Origin of the sequence: Idiomarina sp. 28-8 (genome assembly GCF_000320945.2) — a bacterium.
GTDB classification, from domain to species: domain Bacteria; phylum Pseudomonadota; class Gammaproteobacteria; order Enterobacterales; family Alteromonadaceae; genus Idiomarina; species Idiomarina loihiensis.
The window spans coordinates 356,281-372,493 of the sequence record NZ_DF266791.1; the positions used below are offsets into that span (position 1 = coordinate 356,281).

Annotated in this window: 11 protein-coding genes and 1 pseudogene; 3 read left to right on the forward strand and 9 right to left on the reverse strand. The window is 46.8% G+C overall.

What is annotated here, in order from left to right:
• Nucleotides 1-513: 513 nt before the first annotated feature.
• From RJ32_RS09605 to smc, 7 genes and pseudogenes are all read right to left on the reverse strand, one after another.
• Entirely contained in the window at nt 514-924 is a 411-nt protein-coding gene (locus RJ32_RS09605; RefSeq protein WP_034821694.1) for a hypothetical protein, read from the reverse strand.
• A 161-nt stretch (nt 925-1,085) separates the two neighbouring features.
• Nucleotides 1,086-1,478, reverse strand: coding sequence for a hypothetical protein (locus RJ32_RS09610; protein ID WP_145914825.1), 393 nt, complete (start codon nt 1,476-1,478; stop codon nt 1,086-1,088).
• Nucleotides 1,468-2,241, reverse strand: coding sequence for a hypothetical protein (locus RJ32_RS09615; RefSeq protein WP_034821699.1), 774 nt, complete (start codon nt 2,239-2,241; stop codon nt 1,468-1,470). Before RJ32_RS09615 ends, RJ32_RS09610 begins: the two co-directional genes overlap by 11 nt.
• Nucleotides 2,242-2,661: 420 nt before the next feature.
• On the reverse strand, nt 2,662-4,599 hold the full coding sequence (locus RJ32_RS09620) for a BRCT domain-containing protein (RefSeq protein WP_034821701.1): 1,938 nt from the start codon (nt 4,597-4,599) through the stop codon (nt 2,662-2,664).
• A gap of 74 nt (nt 4,600-4,673) precedes the next feature.
• Nucleotides 4,674-5,825, reverse strand: a pseudogene (ligA, locus tag RJ32_RS09625) (NAD-dependent DNA ligase LigA); the annotation flags it as partial.
• Between the two features lie 12 nt (nt 5,826-5,837).
• The gene (gene zipA / locus RJ32_RS09630; RefSeq protein WP_034821704.1) at nt 5,838-6,809 is read right to left on the reverse strand and encodes a cell division protein ZipA; all 972 of its coding nucleotides are present in this window, start codon (nt 6,807-6,809) and stop codon (nt 5,838-5,840) included.
• Between the two features lie 24 nt (nt 6,810-6,833).
• Complete coding sequence (gene smc / locus RJ32_RS09635) at nt 6,834-10,292, reverse strand: chromosome segregation protein SMC (RefSeq protein WP_034821707.1); 3,459 nt, start codon at nt 10,290-10,292, stop codon at nt 6,834-6,836.
• 145 nt (nt 10,293-10,437) lie between these two features.
• Here smc and cysZ point away from each other — a divergent pair, with 145 nt between their 5' ends.
• Entirely contained in the window at nt 10,438-11,178 is a 741-nt protein-coding gene (gene cysZ, locus RJ32_RS09640) for a sulfate transporter CysZ (RefSeq protein ID WP_034821710.1), read from the forward strand.
• Between the two features lie 25 nt (nt 11,179-11,203).
• Here cysZ and rmuC read toward each other — a convergent pair whose 3' ends face one another.
• Complete coding sequence (gene rmuC / locus RJ32_RS09645; protein ID WP_034821713.1) at nt 11,204-12,547, reverse strand: DNA recombination protein RmuC; 1,344 nt, start codon at nt 12,545-12,547, stop codon at nt 11,204-11,206.
• Nucleotides 12,547-14,070: a fumarate hydratase gene (locus tag RJ32_RS09650; protein ID WP_034821716.1), complete on the reverse strand. Its 1,524-nt coding sequence runs from the start codon at nt 14,068-14,070 to the stop codon at nt 12,547-12,549. The genes rmuC and RJ32_RS09650 overlap by 1 nt, the downstream gene beginning before the upstream one ends.
• Nucleotides 14,071-14,207: 137 nt before the next feature.
• Between RJ32_RS09650 and pabB the strand changes: the two genes are divergently transcribed.
• Both pabB and RJ32_RS09660 read left to right on the forward strand, forming a co-directional pair.
• Nucleotides 14,208-15,590, forward strand: a complete 1,383-nt coding sequence (pabB, locus tag RJ32_RS09655) for an aminodeoxychorismate synthase component I (protein WP_034821718.1) — start codon at nt 14,208-14,210, stop codon at nt 15,588-15,590.
• Nucleotides 15,587-16,201 (forward strand): CoA pyrophosphatase, encoded by a 615-nt coding sequence (locus RJ32_RS09660; RefSeq protein ID WP_034821721.1) that lies wholly within the window; start codon nt 15,587-15,589, stop codon nt 16,199-16,201. The genes pabB and RJ32_RS09660 overlap by 4 nt, the downstream gene beginning before the upstream one ends.
• The last annotated feature ends 12 nt before the right edge of the window (nt 16,202-16,213 follow it).

Here is a 16,213-nt window from a genome sequence, read left to right on the forward strand (position 1 = left end):
GCTAGACAACCACGCTAACACTCAGGCCGTTCTGGATTTGATTGCGCGCTTGGAATACGGGGTCTACTCATAAGATGTGGCTTATTGTTTAGCTCCCATGTCCGGGCGCAATTGTTCTATAGCCCTACTGAATTCTTGCCTGATATTGATCCGCCTTTGCCGCCATGACAAGTTCTCCTCCTTATTCAAAATAATCCTTAGCACCGGACATGCGGAAAATCGAGGGTCACCATTCCGGAAAATGACTGTAAAGTTTTCCTCAAACCCCCGTAGAGCTACCGCCGGCTTTGTGGACCGATTCGCAGCGAAAATTACCGTCAGGCACTTTCCCTAGTTTAATACCATTACTCGAAATTGCACCCTTCATAGGCTCGTTCAATCTTTATGGGTTCTCTCTAAAATCAATATTCATGATTTCTCTGACTTGTAACGACAGCAATAAGGAGCACGCTTTAGCGCGTCCCGTGGAGACTCGACAGGGCCGCAACATACTTAACTCCATTGTTAGAAGTGCTAGAAAAAACCACTGCACTTTCCTGCGCTAGTGCAAGACTGACCATAGAAAACAACCCAGCCGACCACACTTGATACGACGAAGCCACCAAGGCCGATCCGGTATAAAAGTGCACCGTGTTTTAACCCCGCTTCAGCATATATTTCATTGGCCTGCATTCTTGACTCGGGCGTGGAGCGAGGAGGAAGGTTCATGAAAAATGCGATCACTGACGCCCATCCTGGGATTGACACTGACCAGTTGAACGCGGCGGAGACAAACCAAAGAAGGCCGCCGACGGCTACCGATACTAAACCCCATAAGAAAGGCTTCCGGCCGAGGTAGAAAATAAAATTGTAGGTTTGTTTCAGCACCACATTAACAAAAAAGCCAAGGGCCAATATTCCAATGATACCGAGCAAAATGTCCATATGCTTTACCTTCTAATTCCTGTTATCAGAGACGCAGCCAACCGGAGCGTCCTTTGGAGTCAATTGTTATGCGCTGAACTAGAACAACCAACAACCTACCCCCAATGGACGAAGCGACAGCAAAATACATCCTGCTCGCTTGGCTTGTTAAACATTGCGGGCTATTTAGATTTGCAGGATTCATTAACACGCACGAATATCGGGGCATCGCCTTTATGGAATCCAATGCAAACTTCCCATTTCGAGCCGCATTCACTCCATAGTGGTGTAATGGCGACTTCACCATTACCATGCCAACTATCGCCAATTTTCAAATATGGTGCCTCAACGTGAGTATTGATACAGCCACACTCAGGACAGTATAGATTCCTCTGGCCGCTGCCTGCCGCAATTTGCTTATCCGATATGACCGGAAAAACGTCGTTTTCAGTTTTCATCGTGATCTCCATTTGTGATACCAATGCCTCAATGTGCGGGCGGTTGAAGCGCAGTGACCCCAAACAAAGTTTGGCGGCACGTAGTTTTTTCCGCTGCTGCTGATTGTTAGGCGACACTCTCCCAATGCTTCATAAATAGATCCCCAAACTCCGCAATGGCCAACCCATCAGATAATAATTGCGGATGCATCAAAATTGGCTTTGGCTTTTCTCCCTCAAAAGAGTGGAGAAAATAGAAACAGGGATTACCTAAACTTTCTTGCTCATGCTCGACTTGATTTAGCCTTTCCCAGTCCATCACATTGATCAGACCCATTTTTTGCGCATCCAGTTCTTGATAGCGGTCTCCCTCTTCGGGGGTAAGCATCGATGGCGGTATATACAATGGTATTCTGTGTGCCAATGCGTCACGGAAAGACTTTAAATAATCTTCATGCCATTTTCCCAGCTCCCGCTCCTTTAAATATTCAGAAATTTCGTTCGGAAAATGCGTAAGCATGCCTTTTTTGAACATGCCAACACGATGTTTCCCTCCAAGATTTTCAAGCAGTCCGTGTCTGTACACAAACGCCCAAGCCCAATTATCAAAAATCCCGTAAAGATTTATAACGTAAGCGTGCATATTGATCTGAACGTCATATAAATCGCCACGCCGCAAAGGACGTTTTGCGTCTAGCGGAAATCCGTTGAATATATTCTCAATAGATTTTTTAATAACGCTGAGCCTCCGCGAAACTCCGTGCAAAAGATATTCGCGCACTTTGGCACTTTCTTGCTGCTGGCCAGATGCGACTGTATTTAACATCAAACTGTCAAATTCATTAATAATCTGGCGATACTTATTACTAAATTCTTCTATTTGCTTATCTGAGTATCCCATTTCGCGGCCCCATTCCCTAACCTTTGTATAAAGTGCCAGCGCGCATTCTCTAGCCGTTGTTTCGACCATGAATGGAATTAGAGTATTAAAATAGCGAGGAATTCTAACTAAGGCAATAATTGACTTGACTGGGCTCGTCCTTCGAGTATCAAAAAAGCTAGCTGCCTGGGTTATGCCACGCTTACGTTAGAGGTTTCTTTCTGTAAATTCTGCCGAGGATCTTCGGTCTGCATCATAGAGGAATACTACTTCACGTTCTTCTGCATGCTTCGTTGTCGCTGTCGTCGATGGTTCGACTCAATCATTTGGGCATGAAGTCGCAACGCGAGTACGGCGTTTGATGTCCGTATCCACGCGCTCAGATGCGTTGCTCCTTATCCCCGCTGGTAACTCCAGTATCGCCAGGCTTTCCACGTTACATTATCTAATTAAGTTAAGGTATTCTTGTTCAGTCAGCACGGTCACACCTTTGTCACGCGCTGCATTAATTTTTGTTTCACCAACTTTGTCACCTGCCACTAAGTATTTAGTTTTTCCAGTGACTGATTTTGCAACTTTAGCCCCGAGTGATTTTGCATGCTTTTCCATGTCATTACGAGAGCCTTGTTGCATGGAGCCGGTAAAAACAATAACTGCTCCAGCAATAGGTGAATCTGAATTTTCTCTGTCAGACACCTTAGGTGTAATGCTTAAGTTAAAACCAAGCTCATAGACCTTAAAGAATTCTTCCTTGATGTTTGCTAAGCCTTCGACAATAGCCTCAGCACTCAGTTGTGCAAAACCATCAATTTTAACCATTTCCTCAACCGATACATCGAAGAGCTCGACTATGGAATGATGCTGAAGCAATTTTTCGCAATTACCGCCAGCAAGACGACTCACTCCGAAAGCAGCAAGAAACCTCCAATCCTCAATTTCAATTTCTCTGCTTGCTCGGAGTTGATCTACGAGGTTCTGCGAGGTTTTATCCCCAAATCCGAACTCAACAAATTCATGTTTGGGTATCTGGTAAATTTCATGGATATGCTTAATACCGTGATTGGTGATTTTTTCAATTACCTTAGGCCCAAAACCATCTACGTTACCTAAAGTCTTAAAAAAATGAATCAAAGTATTTTCTGTTTGAGCAGGGCAATCCGATTTATTTGGACAAATCAGATGGTCACCTTCCCAAATAAGATGGGCATTGCAACTAGGGCAACTCTGAGGCAACTCAGGCTCGGTAGGATGAATAACAGCTTCGATCTTTGGAATGACCAAACCACTTCTAACTAGCTTAATGATTGCGCCAGGCCCTACTCCGTTTGTCTTCACCATATTATAGTGATGAACAGTTACTCTACTTAAAGTAGCTCCACTAAGTTTTGTCGGGAGTAATTCGGCAACCGGTGAAACTCGTCCTGTTCTCGAAGTTTGAGGAACGACTTTTAATACTTCGACTTCTGCTGACTCAGCATTCACTTTAAATGCGATTTGCCACCGATGAAACTTTCTCGTAGCACCCATGTGCTCTTTGAGCGGCGAATTCGTTGATTCCAAAATTAATCCATCGATATCAAAATCAACTGCATTCCAGATTTTTTCAAAAATACTCTCGAAGTCTGACAATAACTTATCAATACTACCTAGCCACTTGGTTAATTCAGAAAATGGGTAGAAAACACAAGCACCATCATCAATTGCCTTTTGAACATCTTCATCGACTTTCTTTTCAGAAATAATCGCTGCCTGGATATTTCGAGAGTTCTCAAACTTGTCACTCAACACTTTGTCGAAATAACTCTTTTTGATTACGATTTCGCCAGGGCCTAAACCTCTTCCCGCATTATTTGCAACTTTTAATCCTCGCTTAAATGCACGAGTAATATCTTGACCTCTTGTTCCATCCCCACGGGTATAAAGTCTCGTGCCATCATCATATGCAGCATAACCATCCAGCTTTGGGGTAACCTTTATCTCTATTGACTCTTGGTCAAAATCGATTTCCGAAGCAGCCTTCTTAATTCTTTCAGTCCATTTTTTGATTTCTTCGAAAGAATAAGCCTTATCAGTCGACAGCATTCTCTTCGGTAAGCGAACTGTCTTGCTATCTATTAAAACTTCGGGTTCCACATTTGATAGGAATGGGTTGTCAGGATCTAAAGTTTTGAAATCATCCAAATAATCGTCGTAAACCTTGTCCTCAATAATAGGATGACCAGATCTGTAAAGAGCGTTAGCGACTTTAAGCAGTGTTTCCAACTGTTCAGCGCTAGGATGGTTTATAGAGAAGAGCTTCTCTATGTCAGATAAATCTGAATTAAGTTCCAGTTTCTCAATAATGGCGATTTGGTTATCGTTAAATTTATAATTAGACATTACTGCTACACCTATGCTGCCATTTGAAAGTCTGATTGAGCTCTATTTGAAACAGTTAAATTCAGGGTGACACTCACGTCACCCGCGCGGCGAATACTGACACAGTCGCCGATACGCACACCCAGTCGTTCAATTTCATCCGCATTATGCAAAGTCGCATTAGATACTGTAACGCCGCCCACATTAACCGGCTCTAAGCGCGCAACCGGCGTTATCGCGCCGGTACGGCCAACCTGGAAGTCAACTCCGGTAATGGTCGTCAGTTGTTCCTGCGCGGGAAACTTACGTGCAATAGCCCAGCGCGGCGCACGTGCGACAAAGCCTAAGTCTTGTTGCAAGCGAATAGAATCCACTTTAAAAACTACGCCATCAATATCGTAATTTAAGGTATCCCGGCGGGCCAAAATAGCTTCGTAGTAATCGTCGCAACCCTGCACCGAGTCTACCGTCTTTATTTCAATATTCACCGGCAGTCCCCAGTCTTTCAACTGTAACAAACGCTGGTGATGACTGTCGGGAAGTTGTGTGGTTTCTGATATTAACCCAAGACTGTAAGCATAAAAGTGCAAAGGACGTTTTGCGGTAATTCTGGAGTCTAACTGACGTAAACTGCCTGCCGCCGCATTTCGGGGGTTAGCAAAGACCTTTTCTTCGCGCTGCCGGGCCTGCTCATTAAAGCGCTCAAAAGCTCCCAATGGCATAACCACTTCACCCCGTACTTCCAGTCGCTCAGGAACATCGCCAGAGAGCTTTAGCGGCACATTGCGTATGGTCTTAACGTTCTCGGTAATATCTTCACCGCTTTGTCCATCGCCACGGGTTGCGCCACGCACTAACAGGCCATTTTCATAGAGTAAACTGACCGCAGCGCCATCAAGCTTCGGCTCACAACAAAAAGTCACAGTTTGATTGGTATCCAGCCGCTGTTCAACGCGCTTGCTAAAAGCTTCAAACTCATCGACAGAAAAAGCGTTATCCAGTGACAACATCGGAACTTCGTGTTCAACACTTCTAAATTGACCTAAGGGTTTACCACCCACTTTCATAGTCGGAGACTGGGCACTTTTTAAATCCGGGTGTTCAGTTTCCAGAGTTTTCAGTTCCCGAAAAAGACGATCATATTCAGCGTCCGGCACTGATGGTTCGTCATTCTCATAATATTCCTGGTTGTAACGATTAAGTAATTGCTCCAGCTCTTGCATGCGCTGGTGAACAGACTGATTCATAGTGACCTGTAATTAAGCTGAGTGTTTACGTTCAAATTCACGAATACGCTGGCGTGCTTCGTGAATAGACTGGCGGGTCAATAATTGGCGCTGGCCATCCAAAACCTGCCCCTGAGGAATTTCGGTAGCGAGCTTTTTAGCCGCATTCAACATCATATTAAAGGCCTGCTGACCGTCAAATTTCATGGGTAAGGCCATAAAAAACGCGACGCCTTCGGTTTCAAAGTTTTCCATGTTATCCAGGTCAAACGTGCCGGGGTTGAACATGTTGGCGACACTAAAAATCATGGGGCCGGTGCCTGCGGTGTTTTCATAGCGGTGGAAAATACCCAGTTCGCCAAATTTACAGCCCAGCTCGGTCATCATTTGCAACAACACTGCGCCCTGTACCGGCCCTTTAACATGTAACGCAATAACTTCTTCCGGAGCTGATTCAAAATCATCAGTCGTATCTGCACTGACTTCTGTTTCAGGTTCAGGTTCTTGCTCAAGCTCCTGCTCCGACTCTTGCAAAGAGCTCTGTTCGGCGGCACTTTTATAAGAGTCATCAGGCTCTGAAGGAACATCCCCATCAAACTTAAGCTCAGTTTGCTCTACTTCAACCTTTTCATCATTGCTGACACGCATAGAGGGTAATGAGTCAGACATATCGTCATCATTGCTAAGGTCCATCGACATTTGCTCGACAGCCTCGGCATCATTGTCCTGTGTTTTCACATTACTGTGCGACGATGTTTTTGCTTTTGGTTCAACGGCTTGGTCATGGTTAAAGCCGTCATCTGAACTCTCTTTCTTTAAAATCCGAACTTCGCCAATGCCGTCGTCATCAAAACCGGACGATTGCTGCTGACGATTTTCTGCAACCCGTTGTTCACGCTGCCGTTGTTGCTGGTTACCTTTACGTATCTTCCATACGCCATGCGCAACAATACCTGCGATTGCCAGGATCCCAAGAATACTGAGGGTTATTTGTAAACTGCCCATTTTTGCTCCATCAAGCTTATTTTGTTATCCGGCGTCTGTCATCGCCACAGCCTGTTCAACATCAACCGCTACCAATCTCGAAACGCCCGCTTCCTGCATTGTTACCCCTGCCAGATGGGTAGCCATTTCCATTGCCACTTTATTGTGACTTATATAAATAAATTGCACCGATTCCGACATTTCACTCACCAGACGGCAGAACCGTCCTACGTTGGCATCATCTAATGGCGCATCAACCTCATCTAACAGGCAAAAAGGTGCCGGATTCAAGCGAAATATCGCGAATACCAATGATAATGCGGTCAGTGCCTTTTCTCCACCGCTAAGCAAATGAATTGTACTGTTTTTCTTGCCCGGTGGCCTTGCCATGATGGTAACCCCGGTTTCCAGTAAGTCATCATCGGTAAGTTCGAGCGTGGCACTGCCACCACCAAAAACTTTCGGAAACAGAATTTGTAAATCATGGTTTATCGCATCAAAAGTGGTTTTAAACCGATGTCGCGTTTCCTTATCAATCTTACGAATCGCCGCTTCTAAAGTGTCTAGCGCCGATGATAGATCATCCACTTGCTGGTCGAGGTACTGTTTACGTTCTCTTTGCGCTTCGGCTTCATCAATTGCCGCCAGGTTAATAGCGCCTAAGCGTTTTATTTTATTTTGTATTGACTCAAGCTCTTGCTGCCACTGCTTTTCATCAGCGTCGGAAGAGAGCTCTTCCAGTATATTTTTCAATGTAAGGCTTGTTTCAGCCAGCGTTTCCAGTACGGCCTGACTGCGTTCCTGAAGCTTAACCTGTTCAATTTCAGTACTTTGCATAGCCTCTTTGGCCTGGCCTATTTTGACCTGAATTGCAGATTGTCCCTGAGTTATTTGTTGCAAATCGTGCTCTAACCGCGACAATTGCTGACGTTGTTCCTGCAATTGTTCCGCAACTTCACCACGCTTATCCAGCAGCTCGGTTAACTGTTCATCGAGTGCACTTTCATTTTCATCCGTGTCTGCAGTCTGCTGCTCACTTCGTTCCTGCAAAAGTTGCTGGTAGCGTTGTTCACTGCGTTGCAGTAACTTCTGCAACTGCGCGGCCTGAGCCTGTAAATTCTGCTGTTGCAGTGTCATCTGTTGCTGTTGACTGCGCAGTTGCTGCAACTGTTCATCTTCGGCACGAACTTTAGATTCCAATTGTTCGCCAAAGTCTTCATCAACCTGCTCAGTTTGTTCCAGCATCGATTCAAACTCTTCCAGCTGCATTTCAATTTGCTGTTGCTGCTCTGCCGAACTTTCAGCATGCAGTTGTTGCTCTTGCTGCTTATCTTGCACGTTCGTTAATTGCTGCTGTATTTGCTCAGCCTGCTGCATATTCCACTGCAATCGCTCTTCGACTTTACCCTGCTGGTTACGGGTCTGTTGAACTTGCTCATTGACCTGCTCCAGTTGCTCTTGTGCCTGCTCAACCTGCGTCTGAGTTTGCTCCAGCTGCGTTTCACTTTCAGACAACCTGGAAGCCAGCACTTGCAGTTGTTCTAGTAAATTTTGGCGCTGTGTCTGCAAATGAAGAACACTGTTATCTTCGTCAACTCGAGCCGCGATAAAACCGTCCTGCCAATACCAATGGCCGGTTTTTGATACCGCAAAACTGGCATTGCTTTGTTGTAACTGCTGCTTCGCATCAGCATCCTGTTCAATCGCCAGACACTGCTGCAACGGCGCCCAATAACGTAACGGACCTTTGACCTTACTGGCCAGAGACCAGTTTTCAGGCTCTTGTCCACTCACAGGCCACACCAGCTTCACCCCAGAAACCGCTTTCAATTCTTCCGGAGCTTGTTCCAGAACCACGGCATCCAGCCAGTCGTAAGCCAGCTGCTCAACCGCCATTTCCCAGCCACTTTCAGCCTGCAGTAACTCCTTTACCTTCAAGCTGTCTGGATAGTTTTGCTGTAACCATTTTTCACTGCGGCTGTCGTTATTTTGCTTTCCTTCCAACAGTTGCTCAATGGCTGTTAACTGAGCCTGAGCTTTATATTGTTGCTGCTGATTCTGTCGGTGTTGTTGCTGCTGTTCTTTAAACCCTTGCTGCAGAGCCTGCAGTTGCTGCTTACTGTGCTGATACCGAGTTTCTTCCTGCTCCAGCTGACGTTTTAGCTCGACCAGGGCCTGTTCGTTCTCGTCAACAGATAATGCTTGTTCCTGTTGCTGCAACTCTTGTTGCTGGCTGTGAAATTGCTCCACTTGTTGCAACGCATATTGTTGGCTCTGTTTCAGCTGCTGCAGTTTAAGTTGCGCCTGCTGTTGCTGTTTTTCGACATCGCGTTGCTGCTGTTGCTGCTGTCGTTGTTGTTGCTGCCACTGACGCCATTTCTCATTAGCTTGCTGAGACTGTTCAGCCACGCTTTCCAGCTGTTCTTCAACCTGCTCCAGTTGTGGCTCCAGCATCAGCTGCTGTTCTTCCAGTTGTTCTCTTTGCAAGCGATCATCCGCCAACTGCTCATTAAGCTGTTCTATTTCTTCATTTAACTGCTGTTGCCGCTGGTTGCGTTGCTCTTTTAACTCTTGCTGATGTTTCAGAGTTTGTTCAATACGGGTAATTTCATTCCCCACCGAGAACATCTTTTCCTGCGACTGTTCAACCCGGTCGCGCGCTTCTTCTGCCTGTTCTTTCAGTTCAATAGCGCCGCGCTCATCACCACTTTGCTGTGCCTGCCAGCGTTCAAGCTCGGTTTGTTGTTCGGCGTATTGTGTCTGCAACTGCTGTCGTTGATTATCCAGTTTCAGCCAGCGTAGGGCCTGCAGTTCACCTTTAAATTTACGCTCACTGGCTTTCAACTCCTTGTAACGAATGGCAGCCGCGGCCTGACGCTCCAGCTTCTCCAACTGTTGACCCAGCTCTTCGCGAACGTCACTCAAGCGCTCCAGGTTCTCGCGTGTATGCAGCATCCGGTTTTCAGTTTCTTTGCGACGTTCTTTGTATTTTGAAATGCCTGCGGCTTCTTCAATAAACACCCGCAGTTCCTGCGGACGTGATTCAATCAGGCGGGAAATCATGCCCTGCTCAATGATGGCGTAACTGCGCGGACCCAGCCCGGTTCCCAGAAATAAATCGGTAATATCACGGCGACGACAACGACTGCCGTTCAAAAAGTAATTAGACTGGCCGTCACGGGTCACCAGGCGCTTAACCGAAATTTCATTGAATGCCGCGTACTCGCCCTGAATACGTCCCGAACTGTTATCAAAAACCAGTTCGACACTGGCCTGAGAGACCGGCTTACGGGCACTGGAGCCATTAAAAATCACGTCGCTCATGGCATCGCCACGCAAGTTTTTTGCTGAACTTTCACCCAGCACCCAGCGCACGGCATCAATCACATTGGATTTGCCACAGCCGTTCGGACCAACGACGCAGGTCATTTGGTCAGGAAAGGGAACTTTGGTTGGATCCACAAAGGATTTGAAGCCAACTAATTTGATGTGTTTTAGGCGCATTCAGTTGTTTTTATTATCAATTTAATACGACGGTTTATTATCACAAGACTCTAGCAGATCCGGTAGCCATTTGTAACAATTTAGCCCGCACATTGCCATTGTATTGCCTTATTATACTAAGCAAATTAAAACCTCTGGAGTTTTCATGCAAAAAGCAGCCTACAGCAACTCGGGATTAGCTTACATAGGACGCGGTTTAGAACTTATCCGAACCAAAGGTCTGCGTCGCTATGTTGTGGTGCCTATTCTGACCAACTTTATCCTGTTCTCACTTGCTTTCACCTGGCTGTATGGCGAAGTCGACTATTGGCTGAACCGCTTTATGAGCTGGTTGCCCGACTTTTTCCAATGGCTGGAGTTTATTTTATGGCCACTGGCGGTTATTACCATTATTGCGCTCTTCTCGTTTATTTTTAGCACCATCATGCATTTAATTGCAGCCCCTTTTAACGGGCTTCTGGCGGAAAAAGTGGAACGCTATGAAAGCGGCGAAAGCTTAGGAGACGAGGGATTCTTAGGATTGTTTAAAGACATTCCAAGGACTTTAAAACGGGAAATGCAGAAACTCATGTATTACATTCCCCGAGCACTTGGCTTTTTTCTGTTATCGCTCGTTATTCCGGTAATTGGACAGGTACTTTGGTATATCTTTGTCTGCTGGATGATGTCGATACAATACTTAGATTACCCGTTCGATAATCACAAACTGTCGTTTCCGCGTATGCGGTCTGAATTACACCAACAGCGCAGTAAAACACTAGGGTTTGGATTCGGGGTAACCGTGCTGACTATGATACCGCTGATTAACCTGATTATTATGCCGCTGGCGGTTTGTGGAGCAACCTCACTGTGGGTTGATCATTATCGTCGCAGTGCATTAAGTTGATAAAAGTAAGCGACTGAGCCTGGGCTCAGTCGTTTTTCTTATTAGCATCATCAGATTCAATACCTTCCTGACCTGTTTCATCGGAGTCGAGGTAATCCGGGTTTAATCGCTTATTGGTTTGAACTCCCATCTGGCGGAACTTATCGACCCGACCAATAAGGTTACCGCGCCCGGTACTCAGCTTCTTCATAGCTTCCTGATAACGGTTATCCAGAGTTTGTAAGCCGTTACCAATTTTTTCTAAGTCTTCCACAAAGCCCACAAACTTGTCGTACAAACGTGCCGCATCGGTCGCTATTTTCTCAGCATTCTGGTTCTGATACTCATACTGCCAGATATTGTGAACGGTACGCAGGGCAACCAGTAAATTCGTAGGGCTAACCAGCATAATTTGGTTGTCCAGCGCCAGCCGGATAAGCTCCGGGTCACGATCAACAGCCAGCAAAAATGCCGGCTCAATCGGAATAAACATCAATACATAATCCAGCGTACGCAACCCTTCCAGTTGATGGTAGCTCTTTTTACCCAACTGTTTTATGTGTTGCTTCAGCGACTGAACGTGCTCATTTAACGCCCGTTCGCGTTCTGTATCGTCATCAGAGTTGAAGTACCGCTCGTAGGCCGACAAACTGACTTTCGAGTCGATAATCACGTCTTTTTTATTCGGCAAATGCACAATCACATCCGGCTTGAACGACTTACCGTCTTCATCGCGGTGATGCTCCTGTGTCTGATACTCGTGCCCTTCACGTAACCCGGACTGCTCCAGAATACGCTCCAGTACCACTTCGCCCCAGTTACCTTGCTGCTTGGTGTCACCTTTTAATGCCCGGGTTAAGGCTTCAGCTTCAGACGCCATTTGGCGATTTAAGTCCTTAAGCGACATCACTTCATTTTTTAAGGCAGAACGCTCTTTGGTTTCATCCGTGTATTGCTGGGTGATTTGCTTTTTAAACGCATCAATTTGCTGTTTGAACGGCTCTAATGTTGCCTGCAACGACTGCTGATGATGTTGCTGCAGCCCTTTGGACTTCTCATCAAAAATACGGTTGGCTAAATTTTCAAACTGCTGGGTCAGCCGTTCTTCGCTAACCTTCAGTAGGTTCAGCTTTTCTTCTGCGGTTTTCTGCTCATGCTCAGATCTAGCCAGAGTTTCACGCAGACGGCTGTCTTTTTCATACACCTCATGCTGAAGTTCATCGACGCGCTCACGAAGAATGTCCGCGTCTTGCTCCAGTGCCGCATTTTGTTGTTCTGCCTGTAAACGCAAACGGCGCTGCTGTTGCCAAAGCAACAACAACGCCGTAATGACAGTCACAACCGGCACTCCAATTATTGCCATCCATTGCCACAGTGCCAGCGACATCATTAAGCTCCTAATTTTTCATTGAGGTCAGCAATTTTCGCTTTCCAGATAGCAGGCCCTTGGGTATGCGCGTTTTGACCGTCGCTATCCACAGCAACAGTTACCGGCATGTCTTCCACTTCAAATTCGTATATGGCTTCCATACCCAAGTCTTCAAAAGCCACAACCCGGGATTTTTTAATAGCTTTAGCGACCAGATACGCGGCACCACCGACGGCCATCAGGTAAACCGCTTTGTGCTTACGAATACTTTCCACCGCTTCAGGTCCACGCTCTGCTTTACCGACCATGCCAATAATACCGGCTTCTTCCAACATTTGGTCAGTGAATTTATCCATACGCGTAGAGGTTGTAGGACCTGCCGGACCAACAACTTCATCACCCACAGGATCTACCGGCCCTACGTAGTAAATAAAGCGGTTGTTGAAATCAACTGGCAGCTCTTCACCGTTATCCAGCATACCTTTAATGCGTTTGTGCGCCGCATCACGACCGGTCAGCAACTTACCGGACAAGAGCACGGTTTCACCCATTTTCCAGTCCTGAATGTCTTCTTTGGTCACTTCATCCAGGTTCACACGGCGGGCATCATCACCCAGCTCAAAAGTCACATCCGGCCAATCTTCCAGTTTCGGCGGGGTTAAATCTGCTGCTCCGCTGCCGTCTAACGTAAAGTGAACGTGACGGGTGGCTGCACAGTTCGGAATTAAAGTGACAGGCTTAGAGGCTGCGTGGGTTGGTAGTGACTTAATCTTCACATCCAGCACCGTTGTTAAACCTCCCAAACCCTGAGCACCAATACCTAATGCGTTAACGCGGTTCAAAATTTCTAAACGCAGCTCTTCTTCGGCATTCTGCGGGCCGCGCTCAATAAGCTCATGGATATCGACAGACTCCATTAAAGATTCTTTTGCCAATACCGCAGACTTTTCCGCTGTACCACCAATACCTATACCCAGCATACCCGGCGGACACCAGCCAGCGCCCATCTTCGGCAAGGTTTCAACAACCCAATCGGCAATCGAATCGCTGGGGTTTAACATGGCCATTTTCGATTTATTCTCAGAACCACCACCTTTAGCGGCAATCATCACTTCAATTTCATTGCCCGCCACCATATCAATATGCACCACAGCTGGCGTGTTATCGCCAGTGTTTTTACGAGCGCCCGCCGGGTCAGCCACAATAGATGCTCGTAAGGGGTTGTCCGGGTTGTTATAAGCACGGCGAGTACCTTCATCCACCATTTGCTGAACGGTCAGGTCGGTTTTATCCCATTGCACGCCCATGCCCACTTTCACAAAGCAGGTGACAATACCGGTGTCCTGGCAAATTGGACGGTGCCCTTGCGCAGACATACGCGAGTTAGTCAGCACCTGAGCAATGGCGTTTTTCGCCGCTTCGCTCTCTTCACGCTGGTATGCCTCGTCCAGTGCTTTAATAAAGTCCAGTGGGTGATAATAAGAAATGTACTGCAACGCATCGGCAATACTGTCAATAAAATCGGCCTGACGAATGGTGGTCATGGAACTGCCTCTTGGTTAACTTTTGCGTGGCGCTATAATAGCGTTTTCGCTAACAACTGACCAGTGCCACTGACCGGCGAATATTTGCTGTGATAGTATATTGGTAATGAATAACCAGCCTGAATTGCGAGCATGATGTGAGTGTTTTCCCGGATCTCTGTGCGATAAAACTTGATTGCGAAGCCTCAGCTATTGAGTTATTTCAGCGTTGTCAGCATGAAAGCTACGCTCTATTACTGGACTCTGCCGCGCAAAGCCACCAGAACTGTGCCTACGATATTATCTTCCGACAGCCAGAACTGATTTTAAACTGCAAAGCAGGCAAGTTAAATGTATCAACAGACGCTCCTTTAGAACTACCGCCAGCCCCCGAAGACGCAGCCGAGCTTTGCCGTTATGCCGGGCAATTGAATCAGTTATCAGGTAATTATTCGGGGCCTGCTGAACTGCCTTTTCAGGGCGGGTTTGCCGGGGCTGTCGGCTATGACCATGGCCGTTCGCTGGAAGTCATACCTGAGTTTAATGCAGACATCTATCAGTCTCCCGATGCAGTACTGGCCTACTACAGCCAGGCGTTGATTATCGATAGGCAGAGCAACGCGATCTGGTTAGTTGCACCAATAGAAGGGTCAGAAGAGCTTCGAGAATTCTGGGAACAGCCAGTAGCAACAAAAAAGCCCGACGCTTTTCAATTGCTAAGCGACTGGCAAAGCAATATGAGCGAGCAGCAGTACACCGAGAAATTTAAGGCCGTGCAAAACTACCTGCTGGCCGGAGATGCCTACCAAATTAATTTAGCGCAAAGGTATTCAGCCCGTTATCAAGGCAGTGAATGGTCCGCTTACCTTAAATTACGACAAGCGAATTCAGCACCGTTTTCTGCCTTTATGCGCCTTCCCGGCAGCGCTATTCTGAGCCTGTCGCCGGAACGCTTTCTGCTAACCGACGCCAAGGGACTGGTAGAAACAAAACCCATTAAAGGCACGCGTTCGCGGTTTGAAAATTCGCTTAAAGATCAGGCTAGTCAGCAGGCTCTGTTAACCTCAGAAAAGGATCGCGCAGAAAACCTGATGATTGTGGATTTGCTGCGTAATGACCTCAGTAAAAACTGTAAGCCGGGCAGCATCAAAACGCCAAGCCTGTTTGCCATAGAGAGTTTTCCGGCGGTTCACCACCTGGTATCGACAGTTATTGGCAAACTGCAACCCGACCGTACCGCATTAAGTTTGTTTAACGGCGCTTTCCCGGGCGGTTCTATTACTGGCGCACCGAAAATTCGGGCCATGCAAATTATTGAAGAGCTGGAGCCCCATCGCCGTAGTATCTACTGTGGCAGTATGGGCTACTTTTCTCAGCACGGTCGTAGCGACACCAGCATTACCATTCGCACGCTGCTCGCCGAAAATGATCACTTATATTGCTGGGCCGGTGGAGGTCTGGTCGCGGACTCAACAGCAGCAGATGAATACCAGGAAACCAAAGACAAAGTGTCACGCATACTGCCGGTGTTAACTTCATGACCATTAATACTCGCGCAGACTTTATTCGTCGCTTTAGTCTTTATCCTTCACCGCCGGTTGAGCGAAGAATTGATGAACCTCTGCGTAAACGCTTGCGTCCGGCAGCGGTGTTAATCCCAATTGTTGAGCGTCCGCATGGGTTGTCGTTAATACTTACCCGGCGCTCCAGCAAATTGCGCAAGCATGCGGGTCAAATCAGCTTCCCCGGAGGCCGCTTTGACGAAACTGATAGCGACTTACTGGATACAGCATTGCGGGAAACCGAAGAAGAAATCGGCTTACCCCGCAGTCAAGTCGAAGTCATAGGACGTTTACACGACTACCCTGTCTTATCGTATTTTATTATCCGACCTTACGTGGCTTTTGTCTCACCGCAACAGCCACTGGTTGCCGAGGAAAGTGAAGTCGCTGAGATTTTTGAAGTACCGCTGGCTGATATTCTCGATCATGGGAACCATTACGTTTACCGTATTCGAAAGTTTATCTACGACCGAGTGTATTTCATCCCCTGGCAACATCGCAATATTTGGGGCGCAACCGCCGGTATTTTACGTGAGTTATCAGAGCAACTGCAGCCCGACGGCAAAAATCACTTCAGACCACTGAACTGACCACTTATTTTT

What these genes read in the sequence shown, in the direction of transcription:
- RJ32_RS09605 (WP_034821694.1), bottom strand. Translation starts at nt 924, where the DNA reads ATGGACATTTTGCTCGGTATCATTGGAATATTGGCCCTTGGCTTTTTT.
- RJ32_RS09615 (WP_034821699.1), bottom strand. Translation starts at nt 2,241, where the DNA reads ATGGGATACTCAGATAAGCAAATAGAAGAATTTAGTAATAAGTATCGC.
- RJ32_RS09620 (WP_034821701.1), bottom strand. Translation starts at nt 4,599, where the DNA reads ATGTCTAATTATAAATTTAACGATAACCAAATCGCCATTATTGAGAAA.
- zipA (WP_034821704.1), bottom strand. Translation starts at nt 6,809, where the DNA reads ATGGGCAGTTTACAAATAACCCTCAGTATTCTTGGGATCCTGGCAATC.
- smc (WP_034821707.1), bottom strand. Translation starts at nt 10,292, where the DNA reads ATGCGCCTAAAACACATCAAATTAGTTGGCTTCAAATCCTTTGTGGAT.
- cysZ (WP_034821710.1), top strand. Translation starts at nt 10,438, where the DNA reads ATGCAAAAAGCAGCCTACAGCAACTCGGGATTAGCTTACATAGGACGC.
- rmuC (WP_034821713.1), bottom strand. Translation starts at nt 12,547, where the DNA reads ATGATGTCGCTGGCACTGTGGCAATGGATGGCAATAATTGGAGTGCCG.
- RJ32_RS09650 (WP_034821716.1), bottom strand. Translation starts at nt 14,070, where the DNA reads ATGACCACCATTCGTCAGGCCGATTTTATTGACAGTATTGCCGATGCG.
- RJ32_RS09660 (WP_034821721.1), top strand. Translation starts at nt 15,587, where the DNA reads ATGACCATTAATACTCGCGCAGACTTTATTCGTCGCTTTAGTCTTTAT.